Source organism: Thiorhodovibrio frisius (genome assembly GCF_033954835.1).
In the GTDB taxonomy this organism is placed as follows: domain Bacteria; phylum Pseudomonadota; class Gammaproteobacteria; order Chromatiales; family Chromatiaceae; genus Thiorhodovibrio; species Thiorhodovibrio frisius.
This window is the reverse complement of record NZ_CP121471.1, coordinates 3,539,334-3,557,234: the sequence shown is the minus strand read 5'-3', so window position 1 is coordinate 3,557,234 and position 17,901 is coordinate 3,539,334. Positions and strand designations below refer to the sequence as shown.

Sequence of the window (17,901 nt, the reverse complement as noted above, 5' to 3'; positions counted from 1 at the left end):
CGTGGGCGAAAAGGATGGCTTTCGTCGCGGCCCAGGTATCATCGGTGGTCAGGTTGACGAACAAGCCGCCTTCGACCTCCTCCGCGCTTGCGACAGGCACAGCACCGAGGACGAACAAGAGAGGACGAACAAGATTACGAGAATTGAAATCAAGCGGTTTTTTGTCATTCAGATAGTCTCTTTATCAGGGGTTGAGATTCAAGCCGGGCAAGCACCGGCGCAACCGCCGGATGCAACGAGGTTCATGATGCCAGGATTCCTGTCGACATGGCTCCAGACCGGGCCGTTCTATGTGAGAATTTCCGCCAACAGCTTGTCCGTGCGCGACATTGTGCAAGGCAAGACGGTTGAGCTCCAACCCCTGGCCGCCATCGACCGGCGGCGAAAACCAGAGCGGATTCTCGTGATCGGTGAGGCGGCCCAGCAGGCCAATCGTGCCGAGGGATGTGAGGACATCCTGGAGCGTCGATATCCAGGTAACGCCTGGCTTCCTGAGCCGCCAAAATGGGTGCGTCGCCGCTGATGGCTTGGCTGGCGATTCTGCGCCGACCGCTGGCCGGTGACCGCGCGAGCGATGGCTGGTGGCTGATTGGCGGCGCGGCCTTTGGGCTACTCTCACCCTGGTTGTCGGCACCCTTGCGCGCCAGTGGAGGTCGCTTCGCCTGGCTGCTGGACCTGATCACGCACGGACAATGGCTTTACCTGATCGTGCTGGTGCTTGGCGTGGCGCTGAGTGCTCGACGCCAGCCCGCCGCCCTGTTGGCGCTGCTCTTGCTGCCGCTGCCCTGGTTAACGGCCTCGCCATCCCTGGATAACCAAAGCGAGCGGACCGAGCCGGGTTTCCGCGTTGCCGTGGCCAATCTGAACATGGTCGAGCCGCCGTTGCCCGCGCTGACCGATTGGCTGGAGGCCGAGCCGCCAGATCTACTGATCCTGCTCGAATGCATCCCGGAGATGGCGCGTTGGCTGGATGACAGAGGCGAACTGTCTTATCACGTCGAGCAGCCCGAGGCGTCGCCTTTTGGTATCTGCCTGCGCACGGCCTGGCCGCTAATCGAGACACGTACCGAATGGGATGCCGCCGGAATTCCACGCCTGCATGCCGAGCTTGACTGGCACGGCCAGCACATCGGTGTGATCGCACTGCACCCGATGCCGCCAGTTTCGGCGCACTTTCATGCGTTGCGCAATCAGCAATTGCACCATCTGATCGAGGATACTGACCCGACCAAGCCCAGCATCCTGGCTGGTGATCTGAATGCCAGCCCGTGGTCGTCGGCCTTTGCCGGTCTGGCGCAGACTGGCGTGCGTCGGGCCAGCGGGTTACAACCCACCTGGCCGGCGGTGGGACAAGGCTGGCTTGGCATTCCCATCGATCAGGTGCTGGTGACCACCGCTTGGCGGGGGGCTGAGTCCGGAACCACTCGCTCACTCGGCTCCGATCACCGGGCGCTGAGCGTCTTGCTGTGGTGACCGCGCCCATCCGCTCTGTCATCGACGGAGCCAACGCGCAGCCGAGCGTGCCAAGGCCGAAGAGCAATGCGTTGTTGTGACTTACAAGGCCAGGGTGTCCTGGTCACCCGACCGGCGCACCAGGCAGAGCGCTTGTGCCAGCTGATCGAAGCCGCCGGTGGGCGGCCCCTGCGTTTTCCGGCCCTGGTGATCGAACCGACGCATGACCCAGCCGCCCGCGCCCTGTTGGCCGAGCACTGGGATCTGGTCTATTGCGTCAGTCCCAATGCGGTGAGTTTCGCCCATGCGATCGTCGCTGATCGTCACCCCTGGCTACGCGCCGAGCGGGTTGCGGTCGTCGGCGCTGGCACGGCACGGGAGCTTGAGGCGCTCGGGCGTCCCGCCGATCTGGTGCCGAGCGGTCGGTTCGAGAGCGAAGAGGTGCTGGCACTGCCCGAGCTCAGCCACCTGGACGGGCAGCGTGTTTTGATCATGAGAGGGGAGGGCGGTCGCGGGCTAATGGCCGAGACACTCCGCGAGCGGGGTGCGCGCGTGAGCATCGCCGAGGTGTATCGTCGCACCTGTCCCAAGGTCGATCCGCAACCGCTGCTGGCGCGGTGGTCTACCGACGTTGACTGGGTCACGGTGACCAGTGAACAAATCCTGCGCAACCTATTGGCCATCCTCGGGCCGACGGGGCGCGAACAGCTGTTGGCCACCCCGCTGGTCGTTATCGCCGCGCGCACCGCCGAAGCCGCGCGCACGCTGGGATTTCGTGATGTCGTGCTGGCCGAGCGTGCCTCGGATGAAGCAGTCCTTGCGGCCTTGTGTTGTCGTCCGCTACCTGCGTAGCAACAGCACAGGCGGTTAAAGACGATGATCGCTTCATTCGTCCGCTAGCGCCGCCTCCATGTCCGGCTCGGCCACCGGCAGAGTCAGGACCGCATGCAGGGGGAAGCGCTCAGCCAGCAAGGGAACATAACCGGCTTGATCCCTGGTGACCAGCACGATCACCCGCGCGGTCGGCGCCTGTTTGCGCAATGTGGCGAGCAAGACATCCAGATTGCAGACATTGGCCCCGGCGTAGTTGTTGCCGAAGCCATAGAAGAATTCCGCCACCACCCAGTCGGGTGGGGTCTTCTTCAGCGCCTGCAACGCCTTGCGCTGCGAGGCAAGTTTGACCTGCTCGATGCCAAGGCGCTGGTAAAGGCCATCCAGTCGCGGATGACCGGGGGACTCGATGATGGAAAACAGAATAGGCATGATGACGGGCGCGCGATGCTCAGGCGCCATCGAGTGTCATCGGCGACCAAAGCGGTGTGATCCGGCCCGTCTCGCGGTAACGCTGATAGTCGCCAAGAATTTGCGCATGATCGAACGCGAGGGGTTCAGGCAACGCATCCGGTGCGAAGACCGCCAAGTGGCGGGCATCATCTTGCGCCCGGGGTTCTCCGGTGGCTTCCGCGACATAGACCGCGCTGACCGTATGCCCCCGCGGGTCGCGCGCTGGATCGGAATAAAGGCCCAGCAGCACGCACAGCCTCACCGGCAAGGCCGTTTCCTCCAGAGCCTCCCGCACAGCGGCGGCTTCGATGCGCTCCCCGAGATCGACAAAACCGCCAGGAATGGCCCAGCCCAGTGGGGGATAACGCCGTTCGATTAGCACGATAGGCCGGCCGGGCCGGTCGGCGAGTTCGATAATGATGTCCGCTGTCAGGAGCGGTGTTTCGGGTTTTGGCATCGCAAACCTCTGCGGTGGTCGCCGGAGACGGGGCATGCAAGCGTTGCGATGCGCGCTGATCGCCAGCCATCGCGTTTGCGATCTTGCCCATCGCATTATCTGCCCAACATCCGCCAACAGACACCCAGCCATCATAGCCGAGACCACAAATCATGCCCGCTGATCGATCCGGTTTACAAGCCGCCCGCGACGCTTGGCGGTATCGCGGCCAGAAAAAACCGCCCTTCGCGCAGGTTCCTGGACCCGGCCAGGAGTCCGTCTGGGATTACCCCCGCCCGCCAATTTACCAGCCGGATCACCGGCTGATCACCGTCCATGCCGGCGAGTGGCGCATTGCCGCGACCGAAGCCGCGATTCGCGCCCTGGAAACTGGCAGCCCGCCGAGTGTCTACCTGCCGCCCGAGGCCGTCGATCAGTCGCTGCTGGAACCATCCGAGCGCCGCACCCTGTGCGAATGGAAAGGCGAGGCCGAGTATTTTCACGTCAATGGCCCGCAAGGACTGATCCGCGATGCGCTCTGGCGCTATCCGCACGCCTGGGAGGAGGCCGCCGTGATTGCCGGCTATTTTTCCTGTTACCCGGCGCGGCTCGCGTGCTGTGTCGGCGGCGAGCGGGTGCGACCCCAAGCAGGGGGATATTATGGCGGTTGGATCACTGATGAGATCGTCGGTCCGTTCAAGGGCGAGCCGGGGACTGGGCACTGGTAAGCGGATGGAGGGATAAGAAGCGCAGAGCGTTCGGTACCCCTTGCCCGGCTCACCGGCATCAAGAGGCACAAAGGATGCGCGTTTACGGCATCGATTTCACCAGTCGCCCCCGGCGCGGCAAGCCCATCACCTGTCTGCAATGCCAGTTGGAAGGACAGCGGTTAACAGCCGGAGCGCTCGCGTGCTGGTGCGATTTCGCGTCCTTTGAATCCTTCCTCAACCAACCCGGCCCCTGGATCGCCGGGCTGGATTTCCCCTTTGGCCAGTCGCGTACCTTTGTCACCAACATCGGCTGGCCCATGACCTGGTCGGGATATGTGCGTCATGCTGAGAACCTGGGTCGCACGGGTTTCCGCCAAGCGCTCGATGCCTATCGCGCCCAGCGGGCTGTCGGAGACAAGGAACATCGGCGTGCGACTGATCGCGCTGCTGGCGCCATCAGCCCGCAGAAGCTTTATGGCACCCCGGTCGGGCTGATGTTCTTCGAAGGTGCGCCCCGGTTGTTGCGCGCTGGTGTGACCATTCCGGGGGTCCATCGCGGCGACCCGGAGCGCATCTGCGTCGAAGCCTATCCCGGTGTTCTGGCGCGCCAGTTGATTGGACGCCGCTCCTATAAGCAGGATGATTCCAAGAAGCAAAGCCGCGAACGCGAGCAAGCGCGCCACGACCTGCTGACAGCGATTCTGGACGGGGCGACAAGACCCGTTTATGGCCTGGAGGTCACAGCCCCCACGCGCCTGGCCGCTGATCCGACAGGGGATAGGCTCGATGCCTTGCTCTGTGCCATCCAGGCCGCCTGGGCCTGGACGCAACGCGCAGAGGGTTCTGATCAGCTGACCGCGCCAACAGCCAGCGACCCGCTCGAAGGCTGGATCGCCGATCCGCAGGCGCGAGGTCGACCGCCAGAGCCGAGCCGAATCAAGGCTTGACCGGTCCAGCGCGCAGGAGAATGATCCGTTCATGTCCGACCACAGACCAAGTTCCCCTCCTGAGTCACTTGATCGTATCCAGGGCGCCTTGCTCGGCGTTGCCCTGGCGGACGCCTGGGGCGCACCCCATGAAGGCGGCCCGCTCGAAGGACTGCTGTGGCGCATGATCGGCACCCGTCACGGTCGGTGGCGCTGGACCGACGACACCCAGATGACCTTCGATGTCGCCGCCTCCCTGGCCGAATTGGGCCGCATCGACCAGGACGATCTTGCGCTGCGCTTCGCCCGCTCCTACCGCTGGTCGCGCGGCTATGGCCCCGGTGCGGCGCGCATCCTCAAGCGCATCCGACGCGGAGAGCACTGGAGCAGTGCCAGCCGCAAGGTCTATACCCAGGGCTCCTTCGGCAATGGTGCGGCCATGCGCGCGGTGCCGATCGGACTCTTTTTCGCCGGGCAGGGAACCCACACACTCATCACGGCCGCGCATTGCGCCGCCGAGATCACTCACGCCCATCCTGACGGAAAGGAAGGCGCTGCGCTGATCGCCTTGGTCGCCAGCTTGGTCTTCACCGGGTGCAGTCCGAGCGACATCTGGGCCGCCATCAGAGCCGCGTCATGGAGCCCAGTGGTGACCGAAAAACTCGCTACCGCCGAGCAATGGCTTGGCGCCCAACAGCCGATTGCGCCAAGCATCGTCGCCCGGCAGCTCGGCCGCTCGATCACTGCCGCCGGTTCCTGCCCAACAGCCGTCTATATCGCCCTGCGGCATCTGCGCGAACCCTTCGTCGATCTGCTCGACTTCACCCGCCGGGTCGGTGGCGATGTCGACACCATCGGCGCCATGGCCGGCGGCCTCTGGGGCGCCGCGCGCGGACTGGGCGCCTTGCCGATGGAGTATCTTGCCAAGCTGGAAGATGCTGACCGTCTGGTGCGCGAAGCGAGCCGTTTCGCCTCGGCTTGCAGCGTCCCCTAAACGTGCGGCTCAGTCACAGGCCCTCTGGGGCAGGCGCCCATCGGATTATCATCATCGGAATCCTTCGCGCTGGTTGCAGCCATGTCACGCCTGATCCTGCATGTCGATCTCGACGCCTTCTTCGCCGCCATCGAACAACGCGACCATCCCGAGTGGCAGGGGCGCCCGGTGGTCGTCGGCGCTCAGCCGGGCCAGCGGGGCGTGGTGGCGACCTGCTCCTACGAAGCGCGGCGCTTCGGCGTGCATTCCGCCATGCCCATCGCACAGGCGGTGCGGCGTTTGCCGCCGGAAGCGGTTTATGTCCGCCCGCGTATGGCCCAGTATGCGCAGGTCTCCGAACAAATCATGGCGGTGCTCGCGACCCTCTCCCCGCAGATCGAACGGGTCTCGATCGACGAAGCCTATCTTGACATCTCCGGTCTGACCGCCCTGGTCGGGCCGCCTCAGGTCATCGGCGAGCAGGTCAAGACCGGCATCCGCCAGGCCGTGGGTCTGACCGCATCGGTCGGCATCGGACCGAACCGGCTCATCGCCAAGCTGGCCTCTGACGCTCGCAAGCCCGATGGCTTGACGGTCGTGCTGGCTGACCAAGTGGATGCATTTCTCAACCCCATGCCATTCCAGGTACTGCGCGGCATCGGCCCCAAGACCGCGCCTCGGCTGGGGCGCCTGGGTGTCAGAACGATTGGCGACGTGCGCCGACTCCCGCTCGTGACCCTGCGCCGTCATCTGGGCGCGCGCGCTGGTACTCAGTGCTATTGTCAGGCACGCGGAATCGCCGACGACCAGATTCATCCCGAGCGACCGCGCAAATCCATCTCCAAGGAAACCACCTTCGCCGAAGATGTCACCGATCCCCAGATGTTGGAAAGCACCCTGCATTGGGCCGCGCAGGAGGTCAGCTGGCTAGCCCGGCAGACGGGGAACAAAGGGCGCGTCGTGACGCTGAAAATCCGCTTCTTCCCCTTCGAGACCCACACCCGCTCGCGCACGCTCACGCGTCCGACAGCGGATGAACAGCAACTGTTTTGCATCGCCCGGTCCATGCTCACCACCGAAACGTCCTGGCACAGCCGCCCCGTGCGGCTGATCGGACTCGGACTCTCCGGTTGGCCCGAGTCCAATCGGCGTGTGCAGCTCGATCTTTTCGACGCGGCTAACGCGCAACCAGAGCCCGAAGAGCCGACCTTGACCAAGACACTCGACGCCATCCGCCAGCGTTTTGGTGCCGAAGCCATTCAACGCGGGCTCAGCACCCATCGCCATTGTGACTGACGCCTTTCAGGAGAACCCAAAAGATGACTATCCGGATCGACGCCGATGCCTGCCCCCAGGTCACCAAGGACATCCCGCTGGCCACCGCTGTCATCGAGCGGGGAGGGTAGGCGCTGAGTCATCGCAGCAAATTGTTCACCACCGAGAACGTCCGCGCGCGAGCGAATGTCCGCGACTTCCTGGAAACCCTGAGAGCCAGCGGCATCCGCACCGGAGGACCACCGGCCTTGAGCCAAGGCGACAGCAAGCCATCCGCGACCACGGCCCAATCCTTCCCTGAACTGCCTCCGCCATGGACCAGAACGAATATCATCGTCGAAATCGTGCTCCTTGATCGAAAGGGGGCCGGGGCGAACGTGCGCGCTTGAAGACCTCAAGCCTATCGGGGTTCCAGGCGAACTCGCCCAGGCAAGTCATCACATCCTGCCATCGAGAGACAGTCCGGCCCACAGCGCCGCTGGTGGCCAGCGAACTCGCTGGTCATCTGGCCTCTAGCGTCTCTGGACTGGTGAACAAGCGTCCCTGAACGGGTGAACAAAGTGTCCTGAACTCGGGAACCAGATGCACCGCCTTGGTGAACAAGCGTCCGTGGCCTGGTGAACAAGAGACACTAACCCTGGCGAACCCGTTGCCCCCGCACTGGTGACCTCGTGTTCCCAGGCTGGAGAACCGGGGTACCTGGGAGAGAACCAGGTTCACCGGACTAGGGAACCCCGCTTTCCAGGAGGGAGAGCACCCAGTTCCCCGGCATCGACAACCAGGTTCCCTAGGGCTGGTGAACCAAAGTGATTAGCCTGATGCAACCCTTTCCCCACACTGGTGCACCAGGTTGCCTGTGCTGGTGAACAAAAAGACCCAGCTCGGTTGCCATGAAGACCCATGACCGCAGCATTGTTCCCTATGGCTTTGAGTGCGAAAGCCGCGCTACGCGGATGCTTATGGCTGGTTTAATGGCCAGAAACAAAGGACAGGCCACTGTAAAATCATGCAATCCTCTAAAAATCCGAGCTTGGACGGCATGTTTTTAATGTGAACATTCGTGCAGTTCAGCCAGGACCAAGAACTGCTGGTGATCGCCGTTCACCCTCGCTTCCTCACGCGCGCGCGCCAGCTAGCTAGCTAGCAAGCATTACAAAAACTCGGGAGAGTTATTAATGCTGCTTGCTGATCGCTGACGCGCGCGAGGCGCTCGCCGAACCCGGTCAGCGCATCGACCGACGCCGAGCCCAGTTCGGGCCAGACCGCGCTGGGACGAGCAGGCCCGGAGTCCGGGTGGGAACCAGGCGCCGGCGTGCCGAGCGCCGCCTCGAAGCCAGGCCGCTCAAACCCGCCGGGCTGATGCGACCCAGACAGCCCGCATGGCCAGCCAGCCCCGCCCAACCTGCTTGCCCTTACCCATCTTCCCTGGACAGGGCAAGCACGAAAGCTCGGATTTTCACCGAACTCTCGGTGTCGCTGATCGACGCGCAATCGCGCAGGCTACCCGGCATTCAACTCACTTGCCGGAGGTCTGCCCGATGCATCCCCTTGCGCTTCCCCATGGCGTCGATGACCCGCCCTCGCTGCTGCTGTGGCGGCTCGATGAACTCATCCCGCTGGTGCTCATGCTCGTGATCGGCATGCTCAGCGACCGACTGCTGATCTTCCTCGCCCTGGGACTGGGTCTGTCGCGGCTCTACGGGCGCTTTCGTGACAGCCGCCCCGATGGCTTCACCCTGCACTGGGGCTACTGGCACGGGCTGGTTCCGCTCAAGGCGCGGCGCTGCCCAAATCCCTTCACCCGCCGCTTTCAGCCCTGAGGTCGCCCATGGATTTTCACACCCTGAGCCGCACCTGGCGCGGATTGAACGCCGAGAATCGTTTCCACCGCCTGGTCGTGGCAGTGTTGCTGCTCATCAACCTGCTGACACTGCTCGCCCTGGTGCGCGCGGATCGCACTGTGGTGCTGGTCCCGCCGATCCTCGAGGGCGAGGTCAATATCGCCCGCGACAGCGCCAGTCGCTCGGTCAAGGAAGCCTGGGCGGTGCATGTCGCCGGACTGCTCGGCAATGTCAGCGCCGGCTCGGCGGACTTCATCCGCGCGGCGCTCGAACCCCTGCTGTCCCCGCCGCTGCGTCGCGAGGTGCTCGCCGTCATCGGCGAACAGGTCGCCGCCATCAAGCGCGAACGGGTGGCGATGCATTTCTCCCCCGATGCGCTGCGCTATGACCAACCCAGCGACACCTTCTTCGTCACCGGCCAGCAGGTCAGTGCCGGTCCCGGCGCCGAACCCGTCCGCCATCAACGCACCTACGAAATCCAGGTCGGCTTCCGGCACTACCGCCCGGTGATCCGGCATCTGGATGTCTATCCCGGCGGTCCGCGCACGACCGCGCAACCTTGAGGATTCCCGCATGCACTTCCAACCCCGTCGTCTTACCGTCTCCATCCAGGCCGCCCTGCTCGGAACGGGGCTCGCCGTGACGAGTCTGGGTTCTCAGGCCGCGAGTCCCTTTCTGCGCACCAGCGCTGACTCCAATCCCAACCAGCCCGCCACCACCAAGGATGCCCAACTGGCCCTCGGACCGCGCACCGTCACGGTCGAACCGGGCAGTACCGTCATCCTGGAACTGGCCATCGATCACCTCAACCGCATTGTCACGCCCTTCCGATCACCGTCGGTCAGGACGGTCTCCAGTGTTTCGACCGAGGTCGATGGGAATGTCCTCTATGTCGCCACCGCCGAGGAGACCCCGGCGACCCTCTACATCACCGATGCCGATGATGCCCAGACCACGGTGGCGCTGACGCTGGCGCCGCGTCGGGTGCCGCCACGCGAGATTCGTCTGCTTGTGCCGGGATTGGAGAACCAGCGTAAGGCGTCCCGCCCGTCGTCCGCCGTGACTGAGTCGGCGTCAGTGCAGCCAGACATGGCGCCCGTGGCCATTTGGCGCCAGCCGCAGCAGTACGTCGCGGAATTGACCCAAGGCTTTCGTGCCCTGGCCTTGGGTGAGGTGCCCGATGGCTATCGGTCAGGTCGCGTGCGCTTCGGTCCTGCGATCCGCTGCGGTGCGGATGTCAACTTGAGCCAGGTGAAGACATACGACGGCGATGCACTGCGCTTTCTGACCGCCAGGGTGCGGGTCAAGGGCGACCAGCCGGTCGTGCTCGATGAAAGCCAGTGCCAAGCCGGCGGGAAAGGCGCCATTGCGGCTGCGGCCCTGTGGCCCAGCGGTCCGCTGCATCCCGGAGCCGATGCGACCCTGTTGGTCGCGATCGATCCCTCGCGCGCAAATCCAGCCGCGCGTACCGCTCAGCCGGGAGGAACCCGCTGATGGCTGAGTGGACCGAACACTGGGAGCGCCTGTCCCCGCGCCTGCGTCAATGGATCACCCTGGGGACTGGTGGCGTCATCGTCGGCTCGCTGGCAGTGTTGATCGCCACCGCACCGCAGGATGACCGCGACAGCGAGGCGCAGCGCCGGCGCCTGGTCAACAATCTACTCACCGATGTCGATCCGCGCGACCTCGGCATCGATGGCCTGGGCCGGCGCTTGCAGACCTTGGAAGGGGACGTGCGCAAGATCGCCTACAACCTGGAGCAACTCGGCCTGGATGCCGCCGAGGGCGCGGGCAATCGCGCGACCCTGATGCAGACGCTGCGCCGCGAGCGCCAGGCGGAGCTGGAGGCCCTGAAACGCGAGCTGGCCGGCGTGCGGGAAGAGCTCAAAAGCCAGGCAGCGCTTCCCCCTGGACAGGGAGCCGACCTCTGGGTGCCGCCATCACCGGCGGATGTTGCCGAGACTCCCGCTAATTCTGAGCCAGAGATTCGCCACTCCGAGCCACCAGCGCTGGATCAGCTCTTCGATGCGCCACGCGCCACCGTCTCCGAGCCAGCCGGCAGCGCCAAACCGGCTGGTCCCGCCCTCAGCATCCGTCACGTCCAGGGCGATGCGGCCAAAGCCGCCGGCAAGGATAAGAACCCCGAGGACGCCATCTCGGAAGTCCGCATCCCCGCAGGCAGCATCCTCCAAGGCGTGCTGCTCTCCGGCATGGACGCGCCCACCGGTCGCACCGCGCGCCAGGATCCCTATCCCGCGCTGCTGCGCCTGAAGGACAACGCTATCCTGCCCAACCGCTTCCGCGCCGACATCCGCGAGTGTTTTCTCCTGGTCGGTGGTTACGGCGACCTGGGCTCAGAACGGGTCTATCTGCGCGCGGAGTCCATCAACTGCGTGCGCCGCGATGGGCGAACCATTGAGGTCGCCATCGATGGCTATGCCGTCGGCGAGGACGGCAAGGTCGGCGTGCGCGGACGACTGGTGAACAAACAAGGCCAGGTCATCGGACGGGCCATGCAGGTGAGTTTCATGCAGGGCTTCAGCCAACTGTTCGGCACCGTGCCGGTCGCCTCGGTCGCCACTGGAGGAACCACCATGCCCTACCAGCAAGTCTTCTCCGGACAGGCCCTGCAAGGCGCGGCCATTTCTGGGACCGGCAAGGCGCTGGATCGCCTGGCCGAGTATTACCTGGATCTGGCCGAGACCATCTTCCCGGTGCTCGAGGTCGATGCCGGGCGCGGGGTGGAGGTGATTCTGAACCGGGGCGTGGGGCTGAAGCTTGATTCGCTTGATCAAAAATAACCCGCACTCGACAGGGATTGTCTGTGCGATGAGCCGATGTTTGGAACCGAAGTCAACAGCAACAGTCCTGGTTCTGGCTTGCCGCAGGCATCGCCGGTCCCATTCAATCACGCTGTTCAATCGGTATCACAATCAGGGGAAGCATTCGTTATGGGACTGATGGTGTTGAACGCGTCGGAGACTTTTCCGTTGGCCATGTCGAGCCGCGAGATCGCGGAACTGACCGGGAAAACGCATGGTCATGTTCTTCGCGATATCCGAAAGATGTTGAAGAATCTCTATCACCTGGACGATAAACCAAAACTGGATCAACATAAAATACAGGGTGTTACGATTGAGAAGGATGATCGTGGGTACATTGCCCGGATCGACCTCGACAAGGATCACACCCTCACGTTGCTCACCGGTTACAACGATCAGGCTCGGTTGCGCGTCGTTCGGCGTTGGCAAGCATTGGAGAAGACCCAAGTCCGGCCTCTCTCTCCAGCCGAGTTGATGATCGCGCATGGGCAGGCGCTGCTCGCAGCCGAACGAGACCAAGCCGAACAAGCGGAGCGGATCGCGAGACTCGAACAGCGTGTCGATTTGATGGGTAGCGATACGGGCTACCGGACCATCACCGCCTACATGAAGCAGAACGGTATTCGATTGCCAATCTCCGAATCGCGCCAGAAAGGGATGGCCGCCGCCAAGCTAGCGCGCGAGCGCGGAGAGCGCATCGGCAGTATTCCAGACGAGCGCTTCGGTTCGGTCAACAGCTATCCCATCGATGTGCTGGATGAGGTGTTCTCGCTTGCGGGCTAACGCCTGCCTGTCAGAATTGTGACAGCGCCGCGCGCAAGCGGCGAAGCAATCGCTAAATCCCCGTGATCGCTCCAGCCGCCTAGAGCGGCCATCACCTCCGCTGGATTGCGGATCGACAGTGCCGGAAACATGGCACTGTGTCGGATCACCGAGGACAACCACTTCGATTGGTTACTCACGTCTACCCCGCATGAGGGGTCGCTTGCGCGCTGATCTGTCGTCGGCTGTCGTCGGGCGCGCTTTGATCGAGAGGCCCGAACGCTGTGCGCCGATTCGTAGCCAAGAAGGCTGTCCTTGCATGGACCTTGCATGATCAAGACCATGGCGCGTCCACTCTGGCACTACATGGTCTGGTATCGCTCGGGGGCAACCGTGCGGCCAGATAATCATTTCCTGCCGCTGCCGGTCACCTTCTACGCGGCGGCGCATTCTGCGCCCTGGCCGTTTTGCCGGGAACAAGGAGCTTCGCTGGCGGTGACTCACGGGGTTGGCCAAGAAAATCAAAGCTCCGTGCGTTAATCTCGAACGACGCCAGCCTGAGGTTCTTCGCGGACTTCGAGATGATCCAATAATGAATCATGAATCCAGTCAATGCCTTATCGAGCAGGGTACCGACAGGGACTCTGTGCCGGATCCGATGTTCCAACCCCGCGTTAAGCTCGCCAGGTTCGCCTTGTTGCTTGGTCGTCGTGCGGAATTTTTTCACGTTTGAGCCGCCGTCCGGAGAATAATCTCGTGTTTAGAGTCGCGGATCGACACCCTCGCTCTCCAGCGCCAGGACACCGAAGACGCACTCATGCACCCGATACAACGGCTCGCCACTGACAAATCGATGGAGCGCCTCCAGCCCAAGCGCATACTCGCGCAGGGCCAGTGCGCGCTTGGAGCCCAGGCTTCGGGCGCGCAGTCGCCCGAGATGCTCGGGATGCGTATATTCCGGACCGTAGATAATGCGCAGATACTCGCGCCCTCGGCATTTGATCGCTGGTTGCACCCACTTGCCGCGCTGTCCTGACTGGCTGGTGGTGACCCAATCGAGCGGCTTGATCACCAAGCCTTCGCCACCGCGCCCGGTCAGCTCCAGCCACCAATCGATCAGCGCCTGTTCGGAGTGCGCATCCTCTAGGTTGACCAGACGATAGGCGGTCGCTTGCAGCAAGGCATCGGCCGCGCACAGACGCGCCAGGGTTTGGATATGCCAGAGATGATCACGATCGCTGAAGGTTCGCCCCTCGGCGGCGAGCAGATGGAAGGGCGCGAGGCGGTAGTCTTCCAGTGACGGCGTGTCCCAGCAATAGCGCCGATAGGCTGCGACATAATCGTCCAGCATGGTCTGGCGCGCGCGAAAACGCGCGAGCAAGTCCTCGGGAGCACCGCCACGCGCGACCGCTTGATCGAGCAGATCGACTGCCGCGGCCAATCCCCGCTGGCCGGCGGCCCCGACCGTGGCATATTGGCTTTTGAGCAGTTCCAGCGCCTTGGCCGACCAGGGCATCAGCTCGGCATCCAGCGCCAGCCAGTCGGTGTTGAATTCTTCCCAGAGTCCGCTGGCCGCGACGGCGCCGCGCAGCCGTTCGAGCAGGGCGCGCTCCAACGCCCGGTCGGCAAAGAAGGGCCGTCCGGTGCGGGTGTGGATCACGCCCTCGCGTCGATCGGTGGCGCCAAAACGCCGGGCCGCCACGCCATCGGCGCGAGTGACGATGACCACCGCGCGCGAGCCCATGTGCTTTTCCTGGCCGATCAGACGCGTGACGCCGCCCCGCCGATAATCCTCCAGCACCGGGCGCGGGTGCTCCAGATACTCGCCCTCCGGGCAGGTCGCCGCCGGCGCCATGGTCGGGGGCAGATAGATCAGCCAATGGGGATCGACGGCGAAGCGGCTCATGACCTCCAAGGCCGCCGCTGCCTGATCCTCGCCGATGCGCACGCGCGGGATCAGCGCGGTCTCGATGTGACGCAAGCCCTGAATGTCGGTGATGTCGAGAAGGTCTGCTGGCCTCGCAATCAATGTTGAGGGATCGGCCAGCGGTCGCACCGGCTGGTAATACGGCTGCCGGGCCAGAACGGATATGATCGCCTTCTCCGGCCAGCGCAGCGACGTCAGCCGCCCGCCGAAGACGCAGCCGGTATCCAGGCACAGGGTGCGGTTGATCCAGACCGGCTCGGGTACCGGGGTATGGCCATACACCACATGCGCCCGGCCGCGATAGGCCGCCGCCCAGTCATGGCGCACCGGCAGGCCGAAGGCATCGGTCTCTCCGGTGGTCTCGCCATAGAGCGCGAAAGACCGCACCGCACCCGAGGCGCGGCCCTGGAATTCCTCCGCCAGGCCGGCATGGGCCGCGACCAGGTTGCCGCCGTCCAGCACATAATGACTGACCAGCCCATCGATCCAGTCGCGCACCTGGGCGCGAAAAGCGGCCGACTCCTTTTCGAGCTGGGCGATGGATTCGGCCAGGCCATGGGTTGGCTTGACCTGGCGACCGTCGAGCCATTTCTTCAGCTTGGCCTCATGATTGCCCGGCACGCAGAGCGCCTGACCTGCGGCGGTCATCTGCATCACCAGGCGCAGCACGGCAGGCGTGGCGGGGCCGCGATCGACCAGGTCGCCAAGAAAGAGCGCGCGGCGACCCTCCGGGTGCTGGGCGCTGGGCTGGGCGGGATCATCATTGACCTGGTAGCCCAGGGTGCGCAGCAGATCGCACAGCTCAAAGAAACAGCCATGCACGTCGCCAATTAGATCGAAAGGGCCGGTATCCGCGCGGCGGTCGTTCCACAGCGGTTGGCGCTCGATGCGCACGGCCTCGATGGCCTCGGGCGAGTCGAGCCGCACGATCTGGCGAAAACCTTCTTTCTTCAGACTGCGCAAAGAACGTTTAAGCTGATCGGCTTGGCGGCGCACTACCTCGGATCCGAATTGGCGATCCGCGCGCGCCTGGTTGCGACCGTGGCACAGGGCCGGCGGCAGATCGAGCACGATGGCGACCGGCAAGCAGTGCCAGCGTCGCGCCAGGGCGAGCAGCGACTTGCGTGCGTCGGGCTGCACATTGGTCGCGTCGATCACTGTCAGGCGTCGCGCGGCCAACCGCTTGGCGGCGATGAAATGCAGCACCTCGAAGGCGTCCTTGGTGGCGGACTGGTCGGTCTCGTCATCGCTGACCCAGCCGCGGCAGGTATCCGAGGACAAGACCTCGGTGGGGCGAAAATGCCGTCGGGCGAAGGTCGATTTGCCGCTGCCGGAAGCACCGACCAGCATGATGAGGGAGAAGACTGGCAGGGTAATGGTCATGCCGGGGCACGCTCGCGGCTGTCTGCTCGGGTGAAGATCGCCATCTGGCTCGAGGCACCCAATTCCGGGTGCGGGTCGCCAATCGGCTCGAAGCGCACCTGATAACCGTATTGCGCGGCGACGGGCAAGCACCAGTCCTGGAACTCCGCCCGCGACCATTCGAAGCGGTGATCCCGTTCGCGCCGATCGCCAGCCGGCAGTCGGGGATAGAGCGCATTGTAATCGCGATTCGGCGTGGTCAGGATCAGCAACGGCGGCTGGGCCTCGCCGAACAACATGCGCGCCAGGGTTTTCAGGAGCGAAGGGTCGACATGCTCGATGACCTCGCTGACCACCAAGGCATCGAAGCCGCGATAACGCGCGTCGCGATACAAGGCTGAACTTTGAAACAACGCCAGGCGCTGGCGTTGCCGCTCGGAGCATTCATCCAGATGCAGCATCTTGGCCGCGACGCGCAGCACCTCGGGCGAGACGTCGGTGCCGGCGATGCGCGCGAAGCGGCTGTCGGCGAGCAGATCCTGTAGCAGCCGTCCATCGCCACAGCCGATATCCAGCACCGATGTTGAACCGTGGTCGACCAGCGTCGAAATGATCGCCGCGCGGCGCCGCTGTGCCAAGGGACCGTTGCGTGCCCGCGCAAGACTCGCGGCCAGTCGCGGATCCTCCTCGGCGTCGCTATCAGGATCGTCCCCGGCCAGGAGTTGCCGCAAGGCCTCCCCAACCATCCGGCGGTCGCGCTTGAGATAACGCCGGGCGATGATCTCTCGCTCCGGGTGCGTCGCCAGCCAGTCGCCGCCGGCGTGCAGCAGCTTGTCAAGCTCCGCCTCGCCAACCCAGTAATGCTTGCGATCATCGAGCACCGGCAGCAGCACATAGAGATGGTTCAACAGCTCCGCCAGTCGCAGCCGGGCGTGCAGGCGCAGGCTGACTAGCCGGCTCGGCCCCCAGCACGGAAAGGCCTCATCAAGCGGCACGGGTTCGACTTCGAGTTCATAACCCAGCGGCTCGAACAGATCGCGCAGAAAAGACTCACCGCCCGCCGCCGGCAGCGCCGGCAAATGCGCCTCAAGCGGAATGGCAGTCTCAGCCAGCTCCGGCCGCTCCCGGCTGCGCCCCTTGAGCGCCGAGCCCAGGGTGCGGGCGATGGCGACACTCAGAAAGGACGACGCCACATAGGGTCGGTCGTTCACATAGGGTTCCAGCGGCGCGGATGACGCACCGCCCGCACCCGCACCCGGCCGAGCCGCCGACCGCGAGAGCGCGATGGGATCGATATCGAGCAGCAAGCAAGCCGTGCAACGCGCCTCGGTGGCCTCCGGGAAGAACAGCCAGGCGCGCCCATGGCCAAACGCGCGCTCATGGCAGTGCGCCGGGTGCTTGGCGAGCAGATAGCCGAGATCCGTCGCGGGGCGATGGGTGGTGGTGAGGGTCAGAAGCATGGTGGCGGGGAATTGATAGCGGTGTTTCAATCCTGGATGGAAACTGACCCTGCCTATTGTAGGGCCATTTTGAGTGCGGCCTGTTCGTCTTGATAGAAAAGAGTCGCGGACAGCCGTCACAAGTTATAGAACCCGTTCGTTGCCGAAGTGGAGCGGGCCAGGGCAGTTGTCTTCATGATTTTGACGTCGTGTTCCATCGCGCAGTTATCGGCACTGTGTTGGCGATATTTGGCCTGCAACACGGCGTTCTTGGGAACCTTCGCGCAGACCAGAATGGGATTGGCGCCATCGTCCTTGGCGACGCGTTCAACATTCGCCAAGGTCAGATCATCATTAGGATAGAGCCGGGCGAACTTGCGGATGAACAGATTGACGTGAACATGGCGAATCTTGATCGCGTGCATTCGACCATACCGTCGGTCATAAGACGCCTGACTCAGCAGGAGCAACGCTGATCTGCCGGCAGTTCCGCCTACTTTGGGATTGTCGAGCATGATCGACAGACTTTTTGCCGCCAGGGGTTGATTTTGATTGTTGGCTGAAGGAATGGTACGGATGCTGTCCCCGATCCGGGGCGAAGTGCGCGGCTCGGCGAAAAAAACAGATCCTGACCACGGATGGCCGATGAGCCGCTGTCCCGTATTCAACGCGGGCGGGTCAGGCTTTTTGGG

The 17,901-nt window shown here is 64.0% G+C and carries 18 protein-coding genes and 1 pseudogene; 14 read left to right on the top strand and 5 right to left on the bottom strand.

Annotation, left to right across the window (positions count from 1 at the left end):
* Nucleotide 1 precedes the first annotated feature (1 nt).
* The 3 genes from Thiofri_RS16170 (at nt 2) to Thiofri_RS16160 (ending at nt 2,304) form a co-directional block, all read left to right on the top strand.
* Nucleotides 2–523 (top strand): hypothetical protein, encoded by a 522-nt coding sequence (locus Thiofri_RS16170; protein ID WP_009146514.1) that lies wholly within the window; start codon nt 2–4, stop codon nt 521–523.
* Entirely contained in the window at nt 505–1,473 is a 969-nt protein-coding gene (locus Thiofri_RS16165; protein ID WP_040854024.1) for an endonuclease/exonuclease/phosphatase family protein, read from the top strand. The genes Thiofri_RS16170 and Thiofri_RS16165 overlap by 19 nt, the downstream gene beginning before the upstream one ends.
* 66 nt (nt 1,474–1,539) lie before the next feature.
* The gene (locus Thiofri_RS16160; protein ID WP_009146512.1) at nt 1,540–2,304 is read left to right on the top strand and encodes a uroporphyrinogen-III synthase; all 765 of its coding nucleotides are present in this window, start codon (nt 1,540–1,542) and stop codon (nt 2,302–2,304) included.
* 33 nt (nt 2,305–2,337) lie between these two features.
* On the opposite strand, the gene Thiofri_RS16155 is transcribed toward Thiofri_RS16160, so the two are convergent.
* Together Thiofri_RS16155 and Thiofri_RS16150 are read right to left on the bottom strand one after the other, a co-directional pair.
* On the bottom strand, nt 2,338–2,745 hold the full coding sequence (locus Thiofri_RS16155; RefSeq protein WP_009146511.1) for a hypothetical protein: 408 nt from the start codon (nt 2,743–2,745) through the stop codon (nt 2,338–2,340).
* Nucleotides 2,735–3,193, bottom strand: coding sequence for an NUDIX domain-containing protein (locus Thiofri_RS16150; RefSeq protein ID WP_009146510.1), 459 nt, complete (start codon nt 3,191–3,193; stop codon nt 2,735–2,737). The genes Thiofri_RS16155 and Thiofri_RS16150 overlap by 11 nt, the downstream gene beginning before the upstream one ends.
* 152 nt (nt 3,194–3,345) lie before the next feature.
* Between Thiofri_RS16150 and Thiofri_RS16145 the strand changes: the two genes are divergently transcribed.
* The 11 genes and pseudogenes from Thiofri_RS16145 (at nt 3,346) to Thiofri_RS16095 (ending at nt 13,021) form a co-directional block, all read left to right on the top strand.
* Entirely contained in the window at nt 3,346–3,900 is a 555-nt protein-coding gene (locus Thiofri_RS16145; RefSeq protein WP_009146509.1) for a DUF427 domain-containing protein, read from the top strand.
* A gap of 74 nt (nt 3,901–3,974) precedes the next feature.
* Entirely contained in the window at nt 3,975–4,829 is an 855-nt protein-coding gene (locus tag Thiofri_RS16140) for a DUF429 domain-containing protein (protein ID WP_009146508.1), read from the top strand.
* 31 nt (nt 4,830–4,860) lie between these two features.
* Nucleotides 4,861–5,802: an ADP-ribosylglycohydrolase family protein gene (locus Thiofri_RS16135; protein WP_009146507.1), complete on the top strand. Its 942-nt coding sequence runs from the start codon at nt 4,861–4,863 to the stop codon at nt 5,800–5,802.
* Between the two features lie 81 nt (nt 5,803–5,883).
* Complete coding sequence (dinB, locus tag Thiofri_RS16130) at nt 5,884–7,077, top strand: DNA polymerase IV (RefSeq protein ID WP_009146506.1); 1,194 nt, start codon at nt 5,884–5,886, stop codon at nt 7,075–7,077.
* A 59-nt stretch (nt 7,078–7,136) separates the two neighbouring features.
* A pseudogene (locus Thiofri_RS16125) lies at nt 7,137–7,445 on the top strand (DUF188 domain-containing protein); the annotation flags it as partial.
* A 1,149-nt stretch (nt 7,446–8,594) separates the two neighbouring features.
* A complete protein-coding gene (traL, locus tag Thiofri_RS16120) occupies nt 8,595–8,876 on the top strand; it encodes a type IV conjugative transfer system protein TraL (protein ID WP_009146505.1) in 282 nt (93 codons plus the stop codon).
* Nucleotides 8,877–8,884: 8 nt separating this feature from the next.
* A complete protein-coding gene (locus Thiofri_RS16115) occupies nt 8,885–9,460 on the top strand; it encodes a TraE/TraK family type IV conjugative transfer system protein (protein WP_009146504.1) in 576 nt (191 codons plus the stop codon).
* Between the two features lie 10 nt (nt 9,461–9,470).
* On the top strand, nt 9,471–10,391 hold the full coding sequence (locus tag Thiofri_RS16110) for a TraK domain-containing protein (protein WP_009146503.1): 921 nt from the start codon (nt 9,471–9,473) through the stop codon (nt 10,389–10,391).
* A complete protein-coding gene (locus Thiofri_RS16105; RefSeq protein WP_009146502.1) occupies nt 10,391–11,698 on the top strand; it encodes a TraB/VirB10 family protein in 1,308 nt (435 codons plus the stop codon). The genes Thiofri_RS16110 and Thiofri_RS16105 overlap by 1 nt, the downstream gene beginning before the upstream one ends.
* Before the next feature lie 36 nt (nt 11,699–11,734).
* Nucleotides 11,735–12,502 carry a Rha family transcriptional regulator gene (locus tag Thiofri_RS16100; protein ID WP_143741680.1) on the top strand — a complete coding sequence of 256 codons (768 nt, stop codon included), beginning with the start codon at nt 11,735–11,737 and terminating at the stop codon, nt 12,500–12,502.
* A gap of 309 nt (nt 12,503–12,811) precedes the next feature.
* Nucleotides 12,812–13,021 carry a hypothetical protein gene (locus tag Thiofri_RS16095; RefSeq protein ID WP_009146500.1) on the top strand — a complete coding sequence of 70 codons (210 nt, stop codon included), beginning with the start codon at nt 12,812–12,814 and terminating at the stop codon, nt 13,019–13,021.
* 220 nt (nt 13,022–13,241) lie between these two features.
* Here Thiofri_RS16095 and Thiofri_RS16090 read toward each other — a convergent pair whose 3' ends face one another.
* From Thiofri_RS16090 to Thiofri_RS16080, 3 genes are all read right to left on the bottom strand, one after another.
* Nucleotides 13,242–15,791: a polynucleotide kinase-phosphatase gene (locus Thiofri_RS16090; RefSeq protein ID WP_009146499.1), complete on the bottom strand. Its 2,550-nt coding sequence runs from the start codon at nt 15,789–15,791 to the stop codon at nt 13,242–13,244.
* Nucleotides 15,788–17,230, bottom strand: a complete 1,443-nt coding sequence (locus Thiofri_RS16085) for a 3' terminal RNA ribose 2'-O-methyltransferase Hen1 (RefSeq protein WP_009146498.1) — start codon at nt 17,228–17,230, stop codon at nt 15,788–15,790. The genes Thiofri_RS16090 and Thiofri_RS16085 overlap by 4 nt, the downstream gene beginning before the upstream one ends.
* 116 nt (nt 17,231–17,346) lie before the next feature.
* Nucleotides 17,347–17,877 (bottom strand): hypothetical protein, encoded by a 531-nt coding sequence (locus Thiofri_RS16080; RefSeq protein ID WP_143741679.1) that lies wholly within the window; start codon nt 17,875–17,877, stop codon nt 17,347–17,349.
* Nucleotides 17,878–17,901 lie beyond the last annotated feature (24 nt).